The sequence below is a fragment of the Xenorhabdus budapestensis genome (genome assembly GCF_002632465.1).
GTDB lineage: Bacteria > Pseudomonadota > Gammaproteobacteria > Enterobacterales > Enterobacteriaceae > Xenorhabdus > Xenorhabdus budapestensis.
The window spans coordinates 1-19,690 of record NZ_NIBS01000008.1 but is presented as its reverse complement, the minus strand read 5'-3'; the positions used below and the strand labels follow the sequence as shown (position 1 = coordinate 19,690).

Genomic DNA, 19,690 nt, shown 5'->3' with positions numbered 1-19,690 from the left:
ACCTATGTCTTTTTCAATCTCAGTTTTGCCAATACACAATCTTATCGATTAGCCTCGCGGGTAACAGACGACGAAGAACCGTGATAGCGTGAGACAATAATGTTACAGGATAGCGTAACTTAGGGTTGGAGCTTTCCAGTGCATGAATTAATTTTGTGACAACATCTTCAGGAGCAAGCGTTAAACGACGTGCAAGCTCAGGATTCTCGACAGGATGGTCGCTTTCGGCCTGAGCAACGTTTTCTGTAAAACGTGTATTAATTGGCCCCGGTTCTATCAGGCTGACTTTGATCCCTGTTCTGAATAATTCCATTCTCAGAGCATCAGACCAGGCTTCGAGCGCATATTTGCTGGCAGAGTATGCACCACGGCAGGGTGTAGAAATTAATCCCAGAACAGAACTGGTTTGGATTATCCGCCCTTCACCATTGGCCCGGATGGCTGGCAATAACAGGCATGTTAGTTGATGGGTGCCAAAGAAATTAGTGGAAAATTGTTTTTCCATCTGTTCACGGGAAATGCTTTCCAACGATCCGTAAACCCCGAACCCTCCGTTATTGAATAGTCCGAACAAACGACCATTGGTTAATTCAATCACTTGTTCAGCAGCTCTTTTGACGCTTTCTTTATCATCCAAATCCAATTCTATAGGTTCTAAACCTAATTCACGCATATGTGCTAAATCAGCAGACTTGCGACAAGCAGCCAAAACACGATAACCGCGTTGATGAAGGGTTTTGGCGGCGGCTAATCCGATACCGCTGGAACAGCCAGTAATAAGAACTGCTTTTTGCATAACTTTACCTGTTAAATTACATCAGCTTACTGAAATAAATGATTTACTATTAATTAATGAATATTTTACTTATGGGTGATATATGCTGACAGTCTATTGAACATCCAATCAGCAATAAAAGGTTGTGCGGTTTGATTGGGATGCAGCCCATCATCTTGCATCCATTCTGGCTTGATAGCAACGTGCTCCATAAAAAAGGGTAATAAAGGGATTTGATTGTGTTTTGATAAAGAAGGGTAAATTTTGGCGAAAGATTCGGTGTAGCGTTTTCCATAATTCGGCGAAATATAGATTTGCATCAATAATGGGTTAGCGTTGGCTTGCTTTATCAAAGTAATGATCTTTTGCAGATCTTGTTCTATTTGCTGGACTGGAAAACCACGTAAACCATCGTTCGCTCCGAGTTCGATCAGAACCCATTTAGGATTGTGTTGTTTCAGTAACTCAGGTAGACGTTCAAGCCCCTGTGCTGCGGTATTACCGCTGATACTGCCATTAATGACGGTTATTTTATTACCTGCTTGCTGCCATTTTTTTGCCATTAGGGTGGGCCATGACTGCTCAATGGGCAGGCGATAGCCAGCACCGAGACTATCTCCCAATATAAGTAGAGTATCAGCTGCCACTACTCTGGCACTGCATAGCATCAACAAGAAAAGGAAAAGTACATGGCTGTAGAAAGTATTCTTGAAGTTCATAATCTCATTAAACATGTTGGTCAAGGGGAACAGGTAATTAATATATTGCAAGGTGTTGAGCTACTTGTCGAGCCGGCACAGACAATTGCATTAATTGGTGAGTCAGGCTCAGGGAAATCCACTTTGCTAGGCATTATTGCCGGTTTGGATGATGGTAGCTCAGGGGAAGTGCATTTACTGGGAAAGAATATCAGCCGTATGGACGAAGAACAGCGGGCACAACTGCGGGCAGAAAATGTGGGTTTTGTTTTCCAATCGTTTATGTTGATCCCTACTCTGAATGCGTTGGAAAACGTTCAGCTTCCGGCACTTTTGCGGGGAGAATCCGAAAGTCATAGTCGTCAACAGGCTAGCGAATTACTTGAACAGTTAGGATTGGGAAAACGCCTGAAACATATGCCGGCCCAACTTTCGGGCGGAGAACAGCAACGAGTTGCATTGGCCAGAGCATTCAGTACTCGCCCAAAAATTCTGTTTGCGGATGAACCGACGGGCAATCTCGACCGTCAAACTGGTGACCGTATCGCAGATCTGCTTTTTTCGCTCAACCACGATTATGCTACGACACTGATTCTGGTGACACATGATAACCAGCTTGCAGCACGTTGCCAGCGTCGTTTACGTCTGGTGGATGGAAAATTACGGGAGGAAGCATGATCTGGCGCTGGTTTTGGCGTGAATGGCGTACACCATCGCTATTGATTGTCTGGTTGTCCCTGACACTAGCTGTAGCGTGTGTATTGGCATTGGGGCGTATTGGTGATCGCATTGATCAGAGTGTCCATTATCAAAGCCGCGATTTTCTGGCAGGCGATCTGGTATTACGTGCATCGTATCCGGTTGATGGATCCTGGCTAAAGCTGGCTCAGGAAAAAGGACTGACATTAAGCCGTCAAATCTCATTTTCAACCATGACTTATGCAGGAGATACCCCGCAACTGGCTCAGGTTAAAGCAACCGATGAACGTTACCCGTTGTATGGTGAACTGGAAACTAATCCAAAGGGATTAAAACCAGAGAAAGGTTCTGTACTGGCCGACCCCCGTTTGTTGGCACTATTGAATATTAAAGTTGGGGATAACCTTGATGTCGGTGATACCACATTGAAAATCAGTGGCGAACTGTTGCAAGAGCCCGATAGTGGTTTTAATCCATTCCAGCTTTCTCCCCGTATTTTAATCAATATTGATGATGCCAGAGCGACAGGCGCAATTCAGCCGGGAAGCCGTTTGACTTATCGTTATATGTTTGCTGGTTCGCCAGAGGCGGTTCAATCATTCCGGCAACTGATCGATCCACAGTTAAAAGCGGATCAGCGTTGGTTGACACTAAAACAGGATAATGGCGCGTTGGCACAATCCATCGAACGTGCCCAACAATTCTTGTTGTTGTCGGCATTACTGACATTATTGCTGGCCGTGGCGGCGGTTGCCGTCTCCATGACTCACTATTGCCGTAGCCGACACAATCTGGTTGCGATCCTGAAAACACTGGGGGCAGGTCGTTGGGCGTTGCGTCAGTGGATCGTTGGGCAGTGGTTGGTGATATTGCTTGCAGCTACGATTTTCGGCTCCATTCTGGGGCTGGTTTTTGAATCGCTATTGATTCGGGTACTGGCCGCCATGCTACCTAAGATGTTACCGGAAGCAGGGATGTGGCCGTGGGTATGGGCGATTGGAGCGCTGTTCAGTATTGCTCTGCTGGTGGGCATTCGACCTTATCGCCAACTGATGGCAACTCAGCCCTCAAGAGTATTACGAAGTGAAGTCACCGCGTCTATCTGGCCATTACGTTATTATCTGCCTGCGGTAGCACTGCTGATTACTGGTGGATTAGTATTATTGGCAGGAACTGAGCCACTGTTGTGGTCATTGCTGGCAGGTGTACCAATTGTTGCATTGTTATTAGGCATACTGGGCTGGAGTGGTTTGTGGTTGCTGCGCCGTATTACATTTCGCCAGTTGAGCCTGCGTCTGGCGGTCAGCCGACTGTTGTGCCGCCCATTCCAGACGATGACACAATTAGCATCATTTTCACTTTCCTTCATGTTATTGGCACTGCTTGTCATGGTGAGAGGGGATTTACTGGGGCGATGGCAGCAGCAGTTACCACCAGATAGCCCGAATTATTTCCTGATTAACATGACCCAGCCGCAACTTGCTCAGGTAAATGATTTATTGGCAAACTATAACGTGAAGCCAACGGAATACTATCCTGTAGTGTTGGCACGTTTAACGGAAATTAATGGGCAGTTGGCAATTGAATGGGCTGATGAAAAGCATCCCAAAAGTACAACAGTACGTCGTGAACTCAATTTAACATGGAAAAAAGAATTGCCACCGTTTAACACCCTTGTGGAAGGAAGCTGGCCGCCGAAATCAAAAGAAGTTTCCATGGAGCAGGGGGTTGCAGAGCGATTACAGATTAAGGTTGGGGATAAATTGACTTTTACCGGAGACACCCGAACTTTTGCGGTGACAGTCAGCAGCATTCGCAAAGTGGATTGGGAAAGCCTGCATCCGAACTTCTTCTTTATTTTTGCCAAAGAAACACTGGAGCACCAACCGCAAACATGGTTGACCAGCTTCCATTATGAGGGGAATGGAAGACTGTTAACGGAACTGAATCGTCATTTCCCAACAATCAGTATGCTGGATATTGGCTCTATGATTAAGCAGATACAAGGTATCTTGCAGCAAGTTAGTCGGGCGTTGGAAATTATGGTTGTGCTGGTGATGGTCTGTGGTGGATTGCTTTTATTGGCACAGATTCAGGTTGGTATGAACCAACGACAACTTGAACTGGTAGTTTATCGAACGTTAGGAGCCAGTAAAAAACTGTTGCGTCGTACATTGTGGAGTGAATTCGCCTTGCTCGGTTTTATGGCGGGTTTGGCTGCGGCATTTGGTGCCGAAATTGCACTTTGGTTGTTGCAGACAAAAGTTTTTGATTTTCCGTGGCAACCGCAGTGGCTGATGTGGCTCGTGTTGCCGATTATCAGCAGCCTGTTGCTTTCGTTGTGTGGTGGTTGGCTGGGTATCCGACTATTGCGCAGTCAGGGGCAATATCGACGTTTACCAGAATAACGTTTGTCAGAATAAATAGTGCTTTAGTTTTATGGGAAGCTTCATCAGGGCTTCCCATGCTTTATAACCGTGTTTTTCAAGAAACATCAGCCAAATTCAGCCCTTAATTTCGGCAGGATTTGATCACCGAATATTTTCAATCCCTCAATATAATCAGGAAATATCAACATTACCCCATCCAATTCACAGGTATGCAGCAAATCTGACAGTTGTTTATAGCAAGTATCTGCCGTTCCGATAGCGGTATGAGTCATAAAAGCGTTTTGAGATCTTTCTACCATCGCATTACTTTTTCCGTCCAAATCGACACCAAAACTGTGCATCATATTTCTGACCGCTTCTACATCCAAACCCTGACGATAGAATTGAGCAAGGGTTTCGGCATAAGCATCACTTTCAGCCAAAATGATTGTACACATGCAGAATGTCTTGGTTTTGGTGTTGTATTCTGAGGAAATGCGTTTGGCAGCTAAACTGATCCTGCGGGTCTCTGCTTCATCTTTACCGCCAATGAAACAGACATCAGTATGGCGTACACTGAAACGCAAGCCGCGTTCGGACTGTCCGGCACAAACTAAATAAGGGCGAGGGCGTGAAAGAGGTTTGGGTTCAGAGACACACTGTTTCAGATTGAAATACGTTCCTTGATAATCAACTTGTTTTTCGCGCCAAAGCCGTTTTATCAGCAGTGTCCATTCCTCTGTCATAGCATAACGTTGATCGTGATCCAACTTGCTGTCCCATTCCCCCATCTGCTCAAATTCATCGCGGAATGAGCCAGAAACAATATTCAGCCCGGCACGCCCTTGACTGATATGATCCAAAGTGGCGATCATTTTGGCAGTAACCGCCGGATTGTGCAGGCCAGCATGAACCGTAGCGATCAACTTGGCGCGATGAGTCACTTCAGCAATACCGGCCATCATGGTGACAGATTCGAGTGAACTGCCCCAATGATCAGTTTCACCGCCAAAACCGCGCCATTTGCTCATGGACATAATGAAATCAAGGCCGATTTGATCGGCAAGAATAGCCGCCTCACGGTTTTGTTTATAAGACGCATCCAGTGGTGGTGTGTTTTTGGAAATAATCCACCCACCTTTGGCGATGGGCAGGAATACACCGAACTCTTTCTTTGACATCACTATTTCCTTATTTGTGTGCTGTTTCAGAGTATAGTAATCATTATTTAGTGAATTTCGTCAGTGAGCTTCTCATTTTCGACTGAATCGTCTCTCATTTTTTGGCTGGGGGGTTTCATCATCAGTGTTACAACTAACACGACAAATACAGGGATAGCAATGATGAGGAAAGCCCAGGTAAAACTACCGGAATAATCTTTTATGGCACCGGCAAAAAAAGGGGCCAGACACGCCAGAGTAGAAATCAGGTTCATGATCGAGAATAGTTCCAGATAAGGCTTACGGCCAAAATAATTGGCGAGCAGGACACTGGAAGCGAGGAAAGTCATACCATAACCCATGCCGACAAACAGCGTGAAGGCAATCAGGAATGGCCATGAAGAGGCGATACTCAAGGCGATTAAGCCAAAAATAATGATAGCCAGACTGCCAACCAGCAGTTTTTTCGGATCAAGCCACTCTCCCACGGCACCACCGGCCAACCTTGAAAAAGCATTGATGAAAGCCATAGCGCTCAGTAACCCAGCGGCAATCACTTCACTGAAACCATTTTCGATAATGTGGGCGACGGCAAAGCTATTCACTGTAATACCACACCACAGAAACGCCGTATAGGTTGCGGCAATGACATAAAATTGCCAGGTGCGCAGTGCTTGTCGGGCTGTCCATAACTGCTTGGTACGATAGATACTGGGGGAATTTTCGCTATTGTGCTTTTGATTTACTGCCTTAGCATGGGCTATTTCCCGCTCTCCTTCCTGAAGAGTAAGAATGGTCAGGATAACAAAAACAGCCAGAACGACGGCAGAGATCATCCAGTGCATTCGCCACGTTCCCCAGACACGGGTTGCCAGAAAATAGATCCACGGGCCAATCACGCCTCCTAATCCGCCAATCGTAAAATAGAAACCAAAAGCAAGGGACTGTTTTTCATATAATCGTGAAATAACATAGGTGCCCGGTACTGTTGCCAGAAAGGTAAATCCGACCCCAATTAAAGCCGTTCCGATAAAATACGATGAAATAGTATGCGTGTGATAAAGGCTGTAGAAGCCAGCCAGAAAAATCAGTAGGCCAATAAATAGCGTGAAGCGAACACCAATTTTGCGAATGCAAACCGTTGGCAGGAAACTGGATAGCCCGCAAGTCAGGCCAAGCAGAGTGAACCCCAGGCCGGCATCAGTCCAACTCCAGTCCAGCTCGTTTATCATGCTGGGCAGGACAACACCCAATGACGTAAAGGTTGTTGCTGTGGACAGAAAATAGACCATGCCTAAAAGTATCAGCAAAAACCACTGATAAATACGCCCGAATTTGTCGTGTTGAATGGACATTGTGACCCCATCAAGGAATAAATCATTAAAAACGGCTCTATTCTAAGTGCTTATTAAAAAAAGCTGTATCGAATAAACATCCCATAGCTAAATTGGTTTGTGCGAAAGTAAGGCATATCTTTTATTTTGTACTTATTTTTTACCGGATTGATGGCAATACCTGTCCACAGATGACCGGGCTGATACCGGGGAAATAGTCATTTTGTAGTGAATTTTGCCAAATACTGTAGACATACATATCACCGATTTTGTAATCACCGAAGCCTTCGACGATAGGGGAGATGGTTTTCTCAGGGGCAACTTTATTTAGTAATGAGTAATAATAATCATTTTTTTGATGATATTGCTATTGGAGCCAGTGTTGCTATTGATGGCACTTGTCTGACTGTCACTCAATTTAGCGAAGATAAAATCACTTTTGATATTTCCGATTTTACTGCTGATATCACAACGTTAAAGTTTCTTTCCATTGGGGATCAAGTCAATATTGAACGCTCACACCATATGTATAAGGAAAATGGGGGGCATAATCTTTATGGACATGTGGAAAGGATTGCTGAAGTAGTCGAATTTACTGCAACAAGTGAAACTTATCGGTTGGTTATTCGGATCCCCCAAGACAATATAAATATTTTTTCTTGAAAGGTTTCATCGGGCTTCATGGCTGTAGTTTAACTATCAATGGTATTGATGAAGAGAATAAAACCATTGCCTTAAATTTGATCCCTGAAACCTTAAGATTAACCAGTCTTAGTAAGATCAAAGTAGGAGATTTCCTCAATTATGAAATCGACCAAAGCACAAGAACGATTGTAGATACACTATCCAGAACGTTATTAAAGAAATAGCTTGTTGCAGTTGACATAAGAAGTGGTAATTTATTTAAAATGATTACCACTTCCTACGGTTTTCTTCAGTTTAATTTGTCTTGTGCCCATTTCAGGCCAGTTTGGTACTCTTCAGGCAATAACGAGCTTAATGTTTGTAGTGCAGCTCTTAATATATTTCTGTCAGAATGAACCAGATTCAGATGCCCTACCTTACGCACTGAGCGAACTTCCTTATCATACCAATGTAAACGAACGAGCGGTAAGCTGAGCCATTCAGGGTTTATTTCTGTACCGATCAGATTGACCATCACTGAAGGAGCCAATATTTCCGGTTGAGGTATAGGTAAATCGAGAATTGCCCGTAGATGAAGTTCAAATTGACTGATGGAAGCACCATTTTGTGTCCAGTGACCGCTATTATGTACCCGTGGTGCCAGCTCATTAATCAGCAAATCATTACCAACAATAAAGCACTCCATCGCCATGACACCCATATAATTCAGATGCTCCATGATAATGGACAGCATTTTTTCTGCTTGTTGTTGTAATTGATGATGTGCATTTGGCAAAGCAACACTTGTACGTAAGATACCTTCCTGATGTAGATTATGGGTCAATGGATAAAATACCGATTTTCCCTGAGCGTTACGGGCACCAACCAGTGAAACTTCCCCTGAAAATGGAATACCTTGCTCTACAATACATTCACCGTAAATTTCGGGCGGCAATGTAGCTTCATCACCCGGTCGGATGCGCCATTGACCACGGCCATCATAACCCCCGGTACGACGTTTAACGATAATGAAATCACCTAACTCGTTAAACAACTGCGGCCATTGGCTGGGATCAGCTAATAACTTCCACGGAGCTGTCGCCAATCCAAGACTATCCAGGAGTTGCTTTTGTGGCAGGCGATCAGCCAGTTGTGGAAAAATATCACGGTTAATAAAAGCATTGTGATGAGCGAGTTCACGGGTTAAGTCCGTCTCAGGCCAACGCTCAATTTCAGCGGTGATGATACTGCTCTGATAGGGAACGGATTCTGGTTCAGCGTCCAGCCCAATCGGATAGACAGCTATTCCTAATGGCTCACCTGCCTGACGTAGCATTCTACCCAATTGACCATTACCCAGTACACAAACAGGTTTCATGCATCCTCCCGAGGATCTGGATTATCCAGAACATCCTGAGTTTGTGTCTGACGCCAATCTGACAGACGTTGGAATAGGGCATCATCATGTAATGCTAATACCTGAGCCGCCAACAATGCTGCATTTGCTGCTCCCGCTTTGCCGATAGCCAGCGTACCAACCGGAATGCCTTTTGGCATTTGGACGATGGAATAGAGACTATCAACACCACTCAGTGCAACACTCTGTACAGGGACACCAAATACAGGAACTAAGGTCTTAGCTGACAGCATTCCTGGCAGATGAGCTGCGCCACCTGCACCAGCAATAATTACATCAAAACCGTTTGCTTTCGCCTGTTCGGCAAAATGAAAAAGTTTATCGGGTGTTCGGTGCGCCGAAACAATTTCAACATGGAAAGGAATATCAAGGGAGGTTAAAACATCGGCTGCATGTTGCATTGTTGCCCAGTCACTCTTTGAACCCATGACAATAGCAATTTTGGCATGATGTGGTGTTTTTGCTGTAAAGGTAACCGCTGTTGTGGAAATAGTTTTTTGGGGCTCAGGGCTTGCCGTCATAAATCAGATGCTCCTGTATTGGATGTCCACCAGAACCAAGATCAAAATAATATTGTAAGACGGTGGATCATATCATGCGAATTGCACAAGGAAAACGTTTGCGTTGCTTGATTCGCCGATTTTTCCAGTAAAAGATCAGAGAATTCAAAAAGGGAAAAATATCAGTTCAATAGATGCTTCTGTCACTTTAAACATCGAACCTTGATTGTGCCAGGCCCCTAATACGCCACGATGCATGGTTTTATCGTTGATTTGGATATCATGGATCGCTGGACGATGAGTATGCCCGTGGATCATCCAATCGACCTGATATTTGTTAAAGTGTTCAATAACAGCCTGTTGGTTGACATCCATGATTGATTCGGATTTCTGGCGGTTAGCATATTGGCTTCCGGCCCGCATTTTGGCCGCAATTTTTAGCCGAATAAACAGAGGAAGAAGTAAAAACAGCCGCTGGATCCACGGGGTATGTACTCGTTTACGATATTGTTGATAACCTGCATCATCGGTGCAGAGCGTATCGCCGTGCAAGATCAGAATACGTTTACCGTATAATTCCAATACCTTTTCTTGCGGCAGCAGAATCAGGCCACTCTCTTTGGCAAACCGGGAACTTAACAAAAAATCACGGTTACCATGAAGAAAATAACAGGAAACCCCTTTTTGTCTCAGTGCATTAAGTGCCTGGGCTATTTCAGTGTGCAGGGAATTGGGATCATCATCACCAATCCAGTAATCAAAAAAATCACCGAGGATATACAGACTTTCAGCATGAATTGCATCTTCACGCAAAAAACGTAGAAAACCGGCAGTAATTGCCGGTTCTTGCGCACTGAGATGCAAATCTGCAATAAACAGTGTACTCATGTAACGATTAACTATTCTCTAATTGTGGATATTGTATAAATAATTATTCGCTGACAGTGACACGTTCAATGATCACATCTTCGTGTGGCACATCTTGGTGCATGCCGCTGCGGCCGGTGGAAACACCTTTGATTTTATCAACCACATCCATGCCTTCCACAACTTCAGCAAATACACAGTAACCCCAGCCGTCCGGGCGCTCTGAGCGGAAATTCAGGAAATCATTATCAACAACGTTGATGAAGAATTGAGCCGTTGCAGAATGTGGATCATTGGTACGTGCCATTGCGATAGTACCATGACTGTTCTTCAGGCCATTATTGGCTTCGTTCTGGATAGGGGATTGAGTAGTTTTTTGCTTCATACCAGGTTCAAAACCACCACCTTGAATCATGAAGCCATTGATGACGCGGTGAAAAATAGTGTTGTCGTAGAAGCCTTCACGGCAGTAATTCAAAAAATTTTCAACAGTTACAGGCGCTTTTTCAGCGAAAGTATTAATTACGATATCGCCGAAATTGGTATGAAAAGTCACCATAATAGAAATCCTAATAATAATTTTGATTGACCCTAATATTCTAGAGTATTCGGAACAAGGGCTTTTATACCATATCTGTGATCTTGAGTCAGTACTCTACAATCTCATGTGAACAAGGCGGATCGCAATGCTTGCAAAGCTCACCATATCAAGGTGAAATAGCCCACCTGGCTTTTTATATTATAGTTTATTTATATAGCTGATAAGGAAGCCTATAATCAGCGGATTTGTTCGCTTTTGTTTTTTATTACACGTACATCAATTTTTACGGAAAACCCACCGATGCTAAAAATTTTCAATACTCTCAGTCGCCAAAAAGAAGAATTTAAGCCGATCCATAAAGGGAAAGTGGGCATGTACGTGTGTGGCATCACCATTTATGATCTGTGTCATATTGGTCACGGCAGAACTTTTGTTGCTTTTGACGTCATTTCCCGTTACCTGCGTTATTTAGGCTATGATTTGACGTATGTTCGTAATGTTACGGATATAGATGACAAAATCATCAAGCGTGCTATTGAAAATAATGAAAACTGTGAAGCGCTGACTACACGTATGTTGAATGAGATGCACAGCGATTTTGATGCACTGAATATCCTGCGTCCGGATTCAGAGCCGCGTGCAACACAGCATGTCCCTGAAATTATTGAGCTCACTGAACTGTTGATCAAGCGTGGGCACGCTTACGTTGCAGATAACGGTGATGTGATGTTCTCCATTGACACCAATCCTGATTATGGGCTGCTTTCTCGCCAGGATCTTGAGCAATTGCAGGCGGGGGCGCGTGTTGAAGTTGCTGATGTAAAACGTAATCCAATGGATTTTGTGTTGTGGAAAATGTCCAAACCGGGTGAACCTAGCTGGGAATCTCCATGGGGCTCAGGCCGTCCGGGTTGGCACATCGAATGTTCTGCTATGAATGCCAAACAGTTAGGACATCATTTTGATATTCATGGCGGTGGTTCAGATTTAATGTTTCCGCATCATGAAAATGAGATTGCACAATCTACCTGTGCTCATGATGGCCCTTATGTGAACTATTGGATGCATTCCGGCATGGTGATGGTGGATAAAGAGAAGATGTCCAAATCTCTGAACAACTTCTTTACTATTCGTGATGTGCTGGATTATTACGATGCTGAGACTGTGCGTTATTTCCTGATGTCTGGTCACTATCGCAGCCAGTTGAACTATACAGAAGAGAATCTGAAACAGGCTCGTACTGCCCTTGAGCGTCTGTATACTTCTTTGCGTGGTACAGATAAATCTGCTCAGCCTGCTGGTGGTGAAGCCTTTGAAGTCCGTTTTGTGGAAGCAATGAATGATGACTTCAACACGCCGGAAGCCTATTCCGTGCTGTTTGATATGGCTCGCGAGATCAATCGCCTGAAAGTAGATGATATGGCTGTGGCAAATGGTCTGGCGGCTGAGCTGCGTAAACTCTCGGGTATTCTGGGTCTGCTGGAGCAAGATCCTGACCAGTTCCTGCAAAGTAGTGCTTATGCGGATGGTGACGTTGCCCAAATTGAAGCGTTGATTAAACAGCGTAACGATGCTCGTAAAAACAAAGATTGGGCTTTGGCTGATGCCGCGCGTGACCAGCTTAATGCAATGGGTATCGAACTGGAAGATGGCCCACAGGGAACAACATGGCGCCGTAAGTAATTAATTTTTCTGAGTTGTAAATAATCTGAAATGAAATCGCCACCTTTGAGGTGGCGATTTCATTTATGAGTATTGAAAAACGCCCCAAAATTTTTGATAAAAAAGTGCGTATTAGTGATTAGGAAGGTTCTTAATATTAATCAGGTGTTTTAATAAAAATCTGCGAATTTTGTGACATTGAATACATTTTCCAGAACAAATTAAATGAAACAAAATAAAAGATATTTTATTGTAAATACTAGATACAGTAACATTTGATAATAGTGACAGTTATAGCATTAAGTTGTTTGTATAACTAATAAAATACGGTAGGTGTTTTATATGTATGCTGATATTTTGGTATCCTTGCGATGGAAATCAGTTTATTTCATCTACACCACCATAAAATTCAATATCATAAAGTAAGAAGAGTGGGATTGAGCCGTAATAACATTAACAATAGGGCACACTATGCATCACAGTTTAAAGAAAAAACCGTTGTATAAGATCCTTTACGTACAAGTCATTTTTGCAATTGTACTGGGTATTTCTCTTGGTCATTTTTATCCGGATATAGGTGAATCACTTAAACCGTTAGGTGATGCTTTCATCAAGATCGTGAAAATGATTATTGCTCCTGTTATTTTTCTGACCGTTGTAACAGGAATAGCGAGTATGAGTAATATGAAAGCAGTGGGGAGTGTCGTCGGAAAATCAATGTTATATTTTCTGACATTTTCAACGCTTGCTTTAATTATTGGTTTAATTGTCGCTAATATTATTCGCCCCGGTGATGGGCTGAATATCTCGCCTGAATCGTTGGATGGGAGTAAGGTCGCGGATTATGTGGAAAAAGCTCACGAATCATCTGTTGTTGGTTTTCTTATGGATGTGATACCTGAAACCGTTGTCAGCCCGCTTGTAAATGGCAATATTCTCCAGGTTCTCTTTATTTCTGTTATCTTTGGCCTCTCGTTAGCATTAACAGGGAAAAAAGCGGAGCCTGTATTAGTATTTTTACAAAGTCTCTCTGAACCTGTTTTTAAGATGGTAAGTATGTTAATGAAACTGGCTCCAATTGGTGCATTTGGAGCAATGGCATTTACCATTGGTAAATATGGTATTTCATCTATTGGTAATCTGATAATACTAATCGCCACTTTCTACATTACATCATTAATTTTTGTTTTGGTTGTTCTGGGGGGAGTTGCAAAATATAATGGATTTTCTATTATCCAATTAATGAAATATATTAAAGATGAGCTGTTTTTAATATTAGGTACATCTTCTTCTGAAGCTGCTTTACCTAGCTTAATGAGGAAAATGGAAAATGCTGGTTGTGAGAAATCTGTTGTAGGGTTAGTTGTCCCAACAGGTTACTCATTCAATCTTGATGGTACTAATATTTATATGACAATGGCTGCATTATTTATTGCTCAAGCCACTGGTATTGATTTAAGTATCACAGAGCAAATTTCTTTATTATTAATTGCAATGATCAGTTCAAAAGGTGCAGCAGGTATTACAGGCGCTGGTTTTATTACTTTGGCTGCGACTCTATCTGTTGTACCAAGTATCCCAATAGCTGGCATGGCACTTATTTTAGGCATTGATAGATTTATGTCTGAATGTCGTGCATTGACCAATTTCGTCGGTAATGCCTGTGCTTGTATTGTTGTAGCTCGTTGGGAAGGTGCTTTGGATAAAGAAAAAATGAATCGAGCATTAAATGGTGAAGTGCCAGGCTCTGTAAAAGAGTTATAAGTGTTTTGAATCGCCACCTTTGAGGTGGCGATTATTTTTCAGGATGATTTTATCTTATGATTATTCTTTGGTGCTGATATAGATATTTTTGACCTGGGTATAAGCATCCAAAATCATTTTATGTGTTTCTCGCCCAAGTCCTGATTTTTTATAACCACCGAATGGTGTGTGGGCAGGAAGTTCATGGTAGGTATTGATCCACATACGACCAGTCTTAACAGCTTTAGCGACACGCAGAGCACGATTAATATCCTGTGTCCAGACCGCACCAGCCAGACCATATTCTGAATCGTTAGCCATCTCCACGACTTCGTCTTCATCACTGAATGGAATAACACAGAGAACCGGCCCGAAGATTTCTTCCTGTGCTACACGCATATCATTGGTCACATTAGTGAGAATTGTCGGCTGAACAAAGAACCCATCGTCATATCCTGTTCCTGTTATGCGTTTGCCGCCAGTAAGGATGGTTGCTCCTTCCTGTTTGGCAAGATCAATATAGCCTAGGATCGTATTCATTTGTTCTTCGCTGACTTGACAGCCCATTTCAGTTGCAGGATCCATTGGATCGCCGACTCGAACGGATTCGAAAACAGTTTTCAACGATTGCAGGAATGAATCATAGATATCTTTATGCAGGAATAGACGTGCACCAGATTCACAAGCCTGTCCCTGATTCAGCAAAATAGCGTTAGCTGCATATTTGACAGCTTTTTTCATATTGGCATCAGGGAAAATGATATTGGCTGATTTTCCTCCCAGCTCCAGCGTGGCCGGAATAAGTCTCTTAGCGGCGGCGGCGGCAACGTTGTAACCGACTTCTGTTGAGCCTGTAAAGGCCACTTTGTCAATACTTTCATGATCAAGGATTGCCTGACCGACAACAGAACCACGACCTGTGACAATATTGACAACGCCTGCAGGAAGAACTTGATTTATGATACGTCCCAATTCCAGCAAACTAATAGGAGTCAGGCTGGCAGGGTTGATAACCACCGTATTACCCGCAGCCAGGGCAGGAGCAAGTTTCCAGGCTGCCATTAGCAGTGGGAAGTTCCAGGGAATGATTTGCCCGATTACACCGATTGGCTCTCTGATCACCAGACTCAGGTTATCATCATCAATGATATCCATTGCATCAGAGTGAGAGCGGATCACACCTGCAAAATAACGGAAATGATCGATAGCAAAAGGAATGTCAAAATTGCGGCATAAAGCTTGTGTCTTACCACCATCTAATGTTTCAAGGGTGATAAAACGCTCTGCTTCTGCTTCCAATAAGTCAGCAATTTTCAACAAAATAGATTGCCTTTCTGCCGCTGAAGTTTTGCTCCAGGTGGGTAAGGCTTTGGTTGCTGCCTGGACGGCAAGTTCAATATCCTGAGCATTTCCCGCCGCATATTCAGTCAGTAATTCGCCAGTTGCCGGATTATAGCTTTTCATTGTTTCTTTTGAAACACTGTCTACCCATTCACCGTCAATCAGCATTTTATAAGACTTAGCAGGTAATAGTTCTTTTGCGATATCATGCAATTTCTTCATTATCTTCTCCAGGTACTTTGATTTTTGGGTATGCTAAACCATCTGTTCAAAGAGTATTATTGGATTAATTCTTAAATTCGGATTTAAATATAAAAATCTTGTATCAATAAATAAGGGGGGGTAATTGATTTTTATAATAAAATAATAAACATGTGAAATAAATTTTGAGAATTATTATTGATATGTGATTACAGTTTGTGTGGTCTATTTTTGCTGTCTTTTTCAAGATGTTATCGGAAGAGTAGTTTAAATGACGATATACAGTTTAATGATACAACATAATAAATAAACAATTTATCAATGCGTTTATATTTAATGACAATTTTTTTAGTTAAGGTGATTTATTTTCTCAGCACTCTGCTATTATTATACGACAAGTCATTGGCGGGGATGATTATGAAAAATTTGTTATTAATTTGTTTGTTAAGTTTTACATTGGTCGGGTGCGATAATCAACTTAAGATTGATGGTACAAATGAAATGGCAGTAAAAATATCCATCGAAAAGATAAGGGATACTTTATCTGAAGATAAAAAATTAAAATTTGATGATTCATTGAATACTGTCATGCTTAATAGTATCGATTTTGATGAATTATTTAAAAATAACAAGCATGGAAGTATCAAATATGAAGATATGGAAAAGCTGGAAAAGAAGTTTTATCAATCACTGAATGGAAAAACAGCAGATCAGGTTATTAGCGAAGCAGGAAGAATTAAGTCGAATACGAATAAAAGTGCTATTAACAAATGAACACAATCATATGCCCGTCATTTTTCAAGTTGTAAGTTCTATTGGGTGTGTTCAATTATAACTACTGATTTCTTAAGTGAAGTGCCCTGATTATAGGGCATTTTGTTACCGTTACTTATGATCTTCTAATAGAGTTAATCGCTCTCCGCATTGGCGGCAAACATAACAATTTTTTCCCCTGATCACTTTATTGTGTTGCCTGATGCTCAGTTCATGCTGTTGGCAGTGGCAAGAATAAATGAATGTCTTACTACAAACGGATTGGACTGAAAATTGGTGTGTTCGATTAGCTGGAACTTTAAACACAGTTTCCATGATATAACGCCACTCCTTGCCATGAGGCGCTACTTTGCCAAACTGATGGTAAACTAATAAATGAGCCAGTTCGTGGGGGATCACTTCATCAATAAATACAATTAAATTTAAAATAATAATAAAAAACAAATAATTATGTTTGTTATTTTCCTGTATTAATTAAAAATGTACTAATATATGTACAAACGAAAACAATATACATAACCTGCAAGGTAAGAAGACGAATGGTTTAACGGAATGCTGGTTTTTTGGGTAAATATAATTCCATTGTTTATTTTCTGTACTAAGGCTGATAGCATGAACTCTGTTACAGCTTTGATGTATCTTCAAAACGTTAAACAAGGTTTATTGTTTGCTGATTCCCTGCTAATTGGGATTGAAAAGTTTGATGCAGAATATTGCGAACGCGCTCACAATGACATTAGAAGCAATACCTTAGTTAGTCCACAATGGTAATATGATAAATCATCAATAAGGGATATCCACATGAAAAGTCTAAATAATCTTTATGAAAGTGCTTTAAAGCTTGAAGCTATTATGAAGGAAATTCATCAAAGGGCGGAAATCATGCGTATGGAGGCCGCTAAAAAAGTCGCTTGACTTGTGAAGTATTTTATTAAGGTGATGTTTTAGTTGATAGTCTAATTTATTTAAATTAAATCGAGTAAATTAATCGCCCATTAAAGGAGCCAATATGACGCAACAATACGATTTTAAGAGAATTTTCGAACTGCTTGATAAAATGGAGTCATGTGTAAATAAAATTAAATATCTAAACCGTCAGTTGGATAAAGGTCTTGATGTAACTTCAAAAGCAGCTTGATTTAAATATAATGAAGCCCTCCTCGCGAGGGCTTTTTTGTACCTGTCACCCCCTCCTCACTTCGGCGGTTCCGGCCATGCGATATCGGGGGCAGTGGAACAGTCGACCCGATAGAGCAACACACGGTATTTTTTCCAGGCAAGGAGTGCGGTTTTTTCTTCGGCGGTGGCCATGTCAAGTTCAACGGCGTCCTGCCAGATATCGATTTTCTCTCTGGCTTCGGCTAACAACGTGCGTTTCTTTGCTTCCGCCCGTTCAACATATTGCTCTTTGCTAACCGGCGGGTTGATGTGGGCCTCGACCTCTTTTTCCGTCATTTTCCTCATATCTTTTAATTTTTCACGAATATTGAAAAAGACAAGGGGGATCGCCGCATATTCCTCTTTCAGTGGCTGGTATTCTGACCGGGCATGATGGAAAGCCGCCAATGCGTCATGGTGTCTGGCTGTGGCTGCATCAATTTGCTGACGCAACACATTAAGCTCACTCTCTGATAACGTATCCCTGGCGGCTTTCTTTAATTGAACGGTTAATTCGTTCAGTGTCGATGCAGCTTGCTGTAATTGTACTTCAGCATTAATAAAAGCCGGTTCTTTCGCAGAAATAAGTGACTCTAATTCCGTGATCCTGCCGACGCTGGAAAGCTGGCCGTCATCGTATCCCCAAACTTCATTATTTTTATTTCTGTAATAATTCATTAGCTTAACTCCAACCATTTAATCAGATATCCTTCACCGGCTGAAATACGTGCTGAATAGGATGACCCGGGCGGCACTATCATGAGAGAAGAGGAAGAAAAGGCATTAACCTTGTAATTGAAGGTGCCCGGGCTGTCAATGCCATCCACACTCGCCCCCACTGAGCAACCGTGTCTTTCCGAGTATGCCGTTACAACAAAAGCTATCGCTTTTTTTGACGAGTTTTCGTACGTTGCGCCTAAAGAACGCCCTTTCGTCACATCACGCCACGATTGATTTATCCCAAAAAGCCTGTCGGTAACCGCTTGCTGACTCATGACCTGTGTTGCAGATGACCCCGTGGCATAAACAACGGATGACTTATCCAGTTTCACACTGAGACCGGATGATAATGAGGCGCTGGTGACGCAGTCTGTGATTTCAAGCCAGTCATTCCATGAACCGTTGCTTTCCTTACGTGTTCTGATAAACATTTTGTTTTCGTAGGCACTGAAAGCCAGCAGCGTAGGCCAGGCGTTATTACCTATTTGCACGACTTTTATCGCGCCATCAACCGTTGGTGCGTCAGCAGGGATTGGCGCACTTCCTCGTATCGCAACACCAAAGCCCCCCATCAATTGTTCAGATATCAAATCTGAGCCATTCAGTACACCCGGTTCAATGTTGACTTTGTGTCTTAATTTGTTATCGACACTTTCATTTGTTGCGGTTCCCGATAGACCCAGGTTGTTGACAAACGCCGCCTTATCCTCGATATCTGCCCCGTTCTGTGCTTTGTCGAGGCGGCGGTTGGCGTTGTCGTTGGCATGGGTCACTAATTTCTGACTGGCGGCCAGTGAACTAGATTGGCCGAAACTGTCAGTCAATGCCACCTGAGAATCAGATACCAATTTTCTTATTGCCTCAGACAACTGGGCGTCATTGGTCTTATCCGGCTTCATTCCGGCTTTCAGCAACACGTTAATCATTTCCCGTTGCACGGTATTAAACCACCCTGACTCTAAAATAGTCGGCGGTATACCCGCTGCAACATTCCCGTTAGTGTATTCACCGTTACTGTCCGCGGTGTTCGTAATATCACCGATTTTTTGCATCGCTAATCCTCACTCACTAAAAGTGATAAAAATGAAATGAAATTGAAATTTATGA

General features: G+C 42.6%; 19 protein-coding genes and 1 pseudogene. 8 read left to right on the top strand and 12 right to left on the bottom strand.

The window, feature by feature from the left end; translation table 11 throughout:
- Positions 1 to 19: 19 nt before the first annotated feature.
- Together Xbud_RS09215 and tesA are read right to left on the bottom strand one after the other, a co-directional pair.
- Entirely contained in the window at positions 20 to 796 is a 777-nt protein-coding gene (locus tag Xbud_RS09215) for an SDR family oxidoreductase (protein WP_099135786.1), read from the bottom strand.
- Between the two features lie 65 nt (positions 797 to 861).
- On the bottom strand, positions 862 to 1,494 hold the full coding sequence (tesA, locus tag Xbud_RS09210) for a multifunctional acyl-CoA thioesterase I/protease I/lysophospholipase L1 (protein ID WP_211283511.1): 633 nt from the start codon (positions 1,492 to 1,494) through the stop codon (positions 862 to 864).
- Between tesA and ybbA the strand changes: the two genes are divergently transcribed.
- Positions 1,465 to 2,151: a putative ABC transporter ATP-binding protein YbbA gene (gene ybbA / locus Xbud_RS09205; protein WP_099135785.1), complete on the top strand. Its 687-nt coding sequence runs from the start codon at positions 1,465 to 1,467 to the stop codon at positions 2,149 to 2,151. The genes tesA and ybbA overlap by 30 nt on opposite strands.
- The gene (gene ybbP / locus Xbud_RS09200; protein ID WP_099135784.1) at positions 2,148 to 4,580 is read left to right on the top strand and encodes a putative ABC transporter permease subunit YbbP; all 2,433 of its coding nucleotides are present in this window, start codon (positions 2,148 to 2,150) and stop codon (positions 4,578 to 4,580) included. The genes ybbA and ybbP overlap by 4 nt, the downstream gene beginning before the upstream one ends.
- Positions 4,581 to 4,666: 86 nt before the next feature.
- Here the strand turns inward: ybbP and Xbud_RS09195 are convergent, their stop codons facing one another.
- Together Xbud_RS09195 and Xbud_RS09190 are read right to left on the bottom strand one after the other, a co-directional pair.
- Positions 4,667 to 5,722 (bottom strand): LLM class flavin-dependent oxidoreductase, encoded by a 1,056-nt coding sequence (locus tag Xbud_RS09195; protein WP_099135783.1) that lies wholly within the window; start codon positions 5,720 to 5,722, stop codon positions 4,667 to 4,669.
- A gap of 47 nt (positions 5,723 to 5,769) precedes the next feature.
- On the bottom strand, positions 5,770 to 7,056 hold the full coding sequence (locus tag Xbud_RS09190; protein ID WP_099135782.1) for an MFS transporter: 1,287 nt from the start codon (positions 7,054 to 7,056) through the stop codon (positions 5,770 to 5,772).
- A 312-nt stretch (positions 7,057 to 7,368) separates the two neighbouring features.
- Here Xbud_RS09190 and Xbud_RS20470 point away from each other — a divergent pair, with 312 nt between their 5' ends.
- Both Xbud_RS20470 and Xbud_RS20465 read left to right on the top strand, forming a co-directional pair.
- On the top strand, positions 7,369 to 7,698 hold the full coding sequence (locus tag Xbud_RS20470) for a riboflavin synthase (protein WP_244589900.1): 330 nt from the start codon (positions 7,369 to 7,371) through the stop codon (positions 7,696 to 7,698).
- Positions 7,695 to 7,904, top strand: a complete 210-nt coding sequence (locus Xbud_RS20465; protein ID WP_244589899.1) for a riboflavin synthase — start codon at positions 7,695 to 7,697, stop codon at positions 7,902 to 7,904. Before Xbud_RS20470 ends, Xbud_RS20465 begins: the two co-directional genes overlap by 4 nt.
- Positions 7,905 to 7,969: 65 nt before the next feature.
- Here the strand turns inward: Xbud_RS20465 and purK are convergent, their stop codons facing one another.
- The 4 genes from purK to ppiB form a co-directional block, all read right to left on the bottom strand.
- Positions 7,970 to 9,037 carry a 5-(carboxyamino)imidazole ribonucleotide synthase gene (gene purK, locus Xbud_RS09175; RefSeq protein ID WP_099135781.1) on the bottom strand — a complete coding sequence of 356 codons (1,068 nt, stop codon included), beginning with the start codon at positions 9,035 to 9,037 and terminating at the stop codon, positions 7,970 to 7,972.
- Positions 9,034 to 9,597 carry a 5-(carboxyamino)imidazole ribonucleotide mutase gene (purE, locus tag Xbud_RS09170; protein ID WP_099135780.1) on the bottom strand — a complete coding sequence of 188 codons (564 nt, stop codon included), beginning with the start codon at positions 9,595 to 9,597 and terminating at the stop codon, positions 9,034 to 9,036. The genes purK and purE overlap by 4 nt, the downstream gene beginning before the upstream one ends.
- Positions 9,598 to 9,741: 144 nt before the next feature.
- Positions 9,742 to 10,464, bottom strand: a complete 723-nt coding sequence (gene lpxH, locus Xbud_RS09165) for a UDP-2,3-diacylglucosamine diphosphatase (protein WP_099135779.1) — start codon at positions 10,462 to 10,464, stop codon at positions 9,742 to 9,744.
- Between the two features lie 43 nt (positions 10,465 to 10,507).
- Positions 10,508 to 11,002, bottom strand: a complete 495-nt coding sequence (ppiB, locus tag Xbud_RS09160; RefSeq protein ID WP_099135778.1) for a peptidylprolyl isomerase B — start codon at positions 11,000 to 11,002, stop codon at positions 10,508 to 10,510.
- Between the two features lie 282 nt (positions 11,003 to 11,284).
- On the opposite strand from ppiB, the gene cysS reads away from it, so the two are divergent.
- Positions 11,285 to 12,667 carry a cysteine--tRNA ligase gene (gene cysS / locus Xbud_RS09155; protein ID WP_099135777.1) on the top strand — a complete coding sequence of 461 codons (1,383 nt, stop codon included), beginning with the start codon at positions 11,285 to 11,287 and terminating at the stop codon, positions 12,665 to 12,667.
- Between the two features lie 450 nt (positions 12,668 to 13,117).
- Positions 13,118 to 14,410: a dicarboxylate/amino acid:cation symporter gene (locus tag Xbud_RS09150; protein WP_099135776.1), complete on the top strand. Its 1,293-nt coding sequence runs from the start codon at positions 13,118 to 13,120 to the stop codon at positions 14,408 to 14,410.
- Positions 14,411 to 14,470: 60 nt separating this feature from the next.
- Here the strand turns inward: Xbud_RS09150 and Xbud_RS09145 are convergent, their stop codons facing one another.
- Entirely contained in the window at positions 14,471 to 15,952 is a 1,482-nt protein-coding gene (locus Xbud_RS09145) for an aldehyde dehydrogenase family protein (protein WP_099135775.1), read from the bottom strand.
- A 396-nt stretch (positions 15,953 to 16,348) separates the two neighbouring features.
- Here Xbud_RS09145 and Xbud_RS09140 point away from each other — a divergent pair, with 396 nt between their 5' ends.
- On the top strand, positions 16,349 to 16,705 hold the full coding sequence (locus Xbud_RS09140; RefSeq protein WP_099135774.1) for a DUF6694 family lipoprotein: 357 nt from the start codon (positions 16,349 to 16,351) through the stop codon (positions 16,703 to 16,705).
- 111 nt (positions 16,706 to 16,816) lie between these two features.
- Here the strand turns inward: Xbud_RS09140 and Xbud_RS09135 are convergent.
- Positions 16,817 to 17,122, bottom strand: a pseudogene (locus Xbud_RS09135) (SprT-like domain-containing protein); the annotation flags it as partial.
- Between the two features lie 592 nt (positions 17,123 to 17,714).
- Between Xbud_RS09135 and Xbud_RS20935 the strand changes: the two are divergent.
- Positions 17,715 to 17,843: a hypothetical protein gene (locus Xbud_RS20935; protein ID WP_280176106.1), complete on the top strand. Its 129-nt coding sequence runs from the start codon at positions 17,715 to 17,717 to the stop codon at positions 17,841 to 17,843.
- A gap of 56 nt (positions 17,844 to 17,899) precedes the next feature.
- Here Xbud_RS20935 and Xbud_RS20930 read toward each other — a convergent pair whose 3' ends face one another.
- Together Xbud_RS20930 and Xbud_RS09120 are read right to left on the bottom strand one after the other, a co-directional pair.
- Entirely contained in the window at positions 17,900 to 18,541 is a 642-nt protein-coding gene (locus Xbud_RS20930) for a tail fiber assembly protein (RefSeq protein ID WP_280176105.1), read from the bottom strand.
- A complete protein-coding gene (locus tag Xbud_RS09120; protein WP_244589898.1) occupies positions 18,541 to 19,635 on the bottom strand; it encodes a tail fiber protein in 1,095 nt (364 codons plus the stop codon). The genes Xbud_RS20930 and Xbud_RS09120 overlap by 1 nt, the downstream gene beginning before the upstream one ends.
- Positions 19,636 to 19,690 lie beyond the last annotated feature (55 nt).

What these genes read in the sequence shown, in the direction of transcription:
- Xbud_RS09215 (WP_099135786.1), bottom strand. Translation starts at nt 796, where the DNA reads ATGCAAAAAGCAGTTCTTATTACTGGCTGTTCCAGCGGTATCGGATTA.
- ybbA (WP_099135785.1), top strand. Translation starts at nt 1,465, where the DNA reads ATGGCTGTAGAAAGTATTCTTGAAGTTCATAATCTCATTAAACATGTT.
- tesA (WP_211283511.1), bottom strand. Translation starts at nt 1,494, where the DNA reads ATGAACTTCAAGAATACTTTCTACAGCCATGTACTTTTCCTTTTCTTG.
- ybbP (WP_099135784.1), top strand. Translation starts at nt 2,148, where the DNA reads ATGATCTGGCGCTGGTTTTGGCGTGAATGGCGTACACCATCGCTATTG.
- Xbud_RS09195 (WP_099135783.1), bottom strand. Translation starts at nt 5,722, where the DNA reads ATGTCAAAGAAAGAGTTCGGTGTATTCCTGCCCATCGCCAAAGGTGGG.
- Xbud_RS09190 (WP_099135782.1), bottom strand. Translation starts at nt 7,056, where the DNA reads ATGTCCATTCAACACGACAAATTCGGGCGTATTTATCAGTGGTTTTTG.
- Xbud_RS20470 (WP_244589900.1), top strand. Translation starts at nt 7,369, where the DNA reads ATGAGTAATAATAATCATTTTTTTGATGATATTGCTATTGGAGCCAGT.
- purK (WP_099135781.1), bottom strand. Translation starts at nt 9,037, where the DNA reads ATGAAACCTGTTTGTGTACTGGGTAATGGTCAATTGGGTAGAATGCTA.
- purE (WP_099135780.1), bottom strand. Translation starts at nt 9,597, where the DNA reads ATGACGGCAAGCCCTGAGCCCCAAAAAACTATTTCCACAACAGCGGTT.
- lpxH (WP_099135779.1), bottom strand. Translation starts at nt 10,464, where the DNA reads ATGAGTACACTGTTTATTGCAGATTTGCATCTCAGTGCGCAAGAACCG.
- ppiB (WP_099135778.1), bottom strand. Translation starts at nt 11,002, where the DNA reads ATGGTGACTTTTCATACCAATTTCGGCGATATCGTAATTAATACTTTC.
- cysS (WP_099135777.1), top strand. Translation starts at nt 11,285, where the DNA reads ATGCTAAAAATTTTCAATACTCTCAGTCGCCAAAAAGAAGAATTTAAG.
- Xbud_RS09150 (WP_099135776.1), top strand. Translation starts at nt 13,118, where the DNA reads ATGCATCACAGTTTAAAGAAAAAACCGTTGTATAAGATCCTTTACGTA.
- Xbud_RS09145 (WP_099135775.1), bottom strand. Translation starts at nt 15,952, where the DNA reads ATGAAGAAATTGCATGATATCGCAAAAGAACTATTACCTGCTAAGTCT.
- Xbud_RS09140 (WP_099135774.1), top strand. Translation starts at nt 16,349, where the DNA reads ATGAAAAATTTGTTATTAATTTGTTTGTTAAGTTTTACATTGGTCGGG.
- Xbud_RS20935 (WP_280176106.1), top strand. Translation starts at nt 17,715, where the DNA reads ATGACGCAACAATACGATTTTAAGAGAATTTTCGAACTGCTTGATAAA.
- Xbud_RS20930 (WP_280176105.1), bottom strand. Translation starts at nt 18,541, where the DNA reads ATGAATTATTACAGAAATAAAAATAATGAAGTTTGGGGATACGATGAC.
- Xbud_RS09120 (WP_244589898.1), bottom strand. Translation starts at nt 19,635, where the DNA reads ATGCAAAAAATCGGTGATATTACGAACACCGCGGACAGTAACGGTGAA.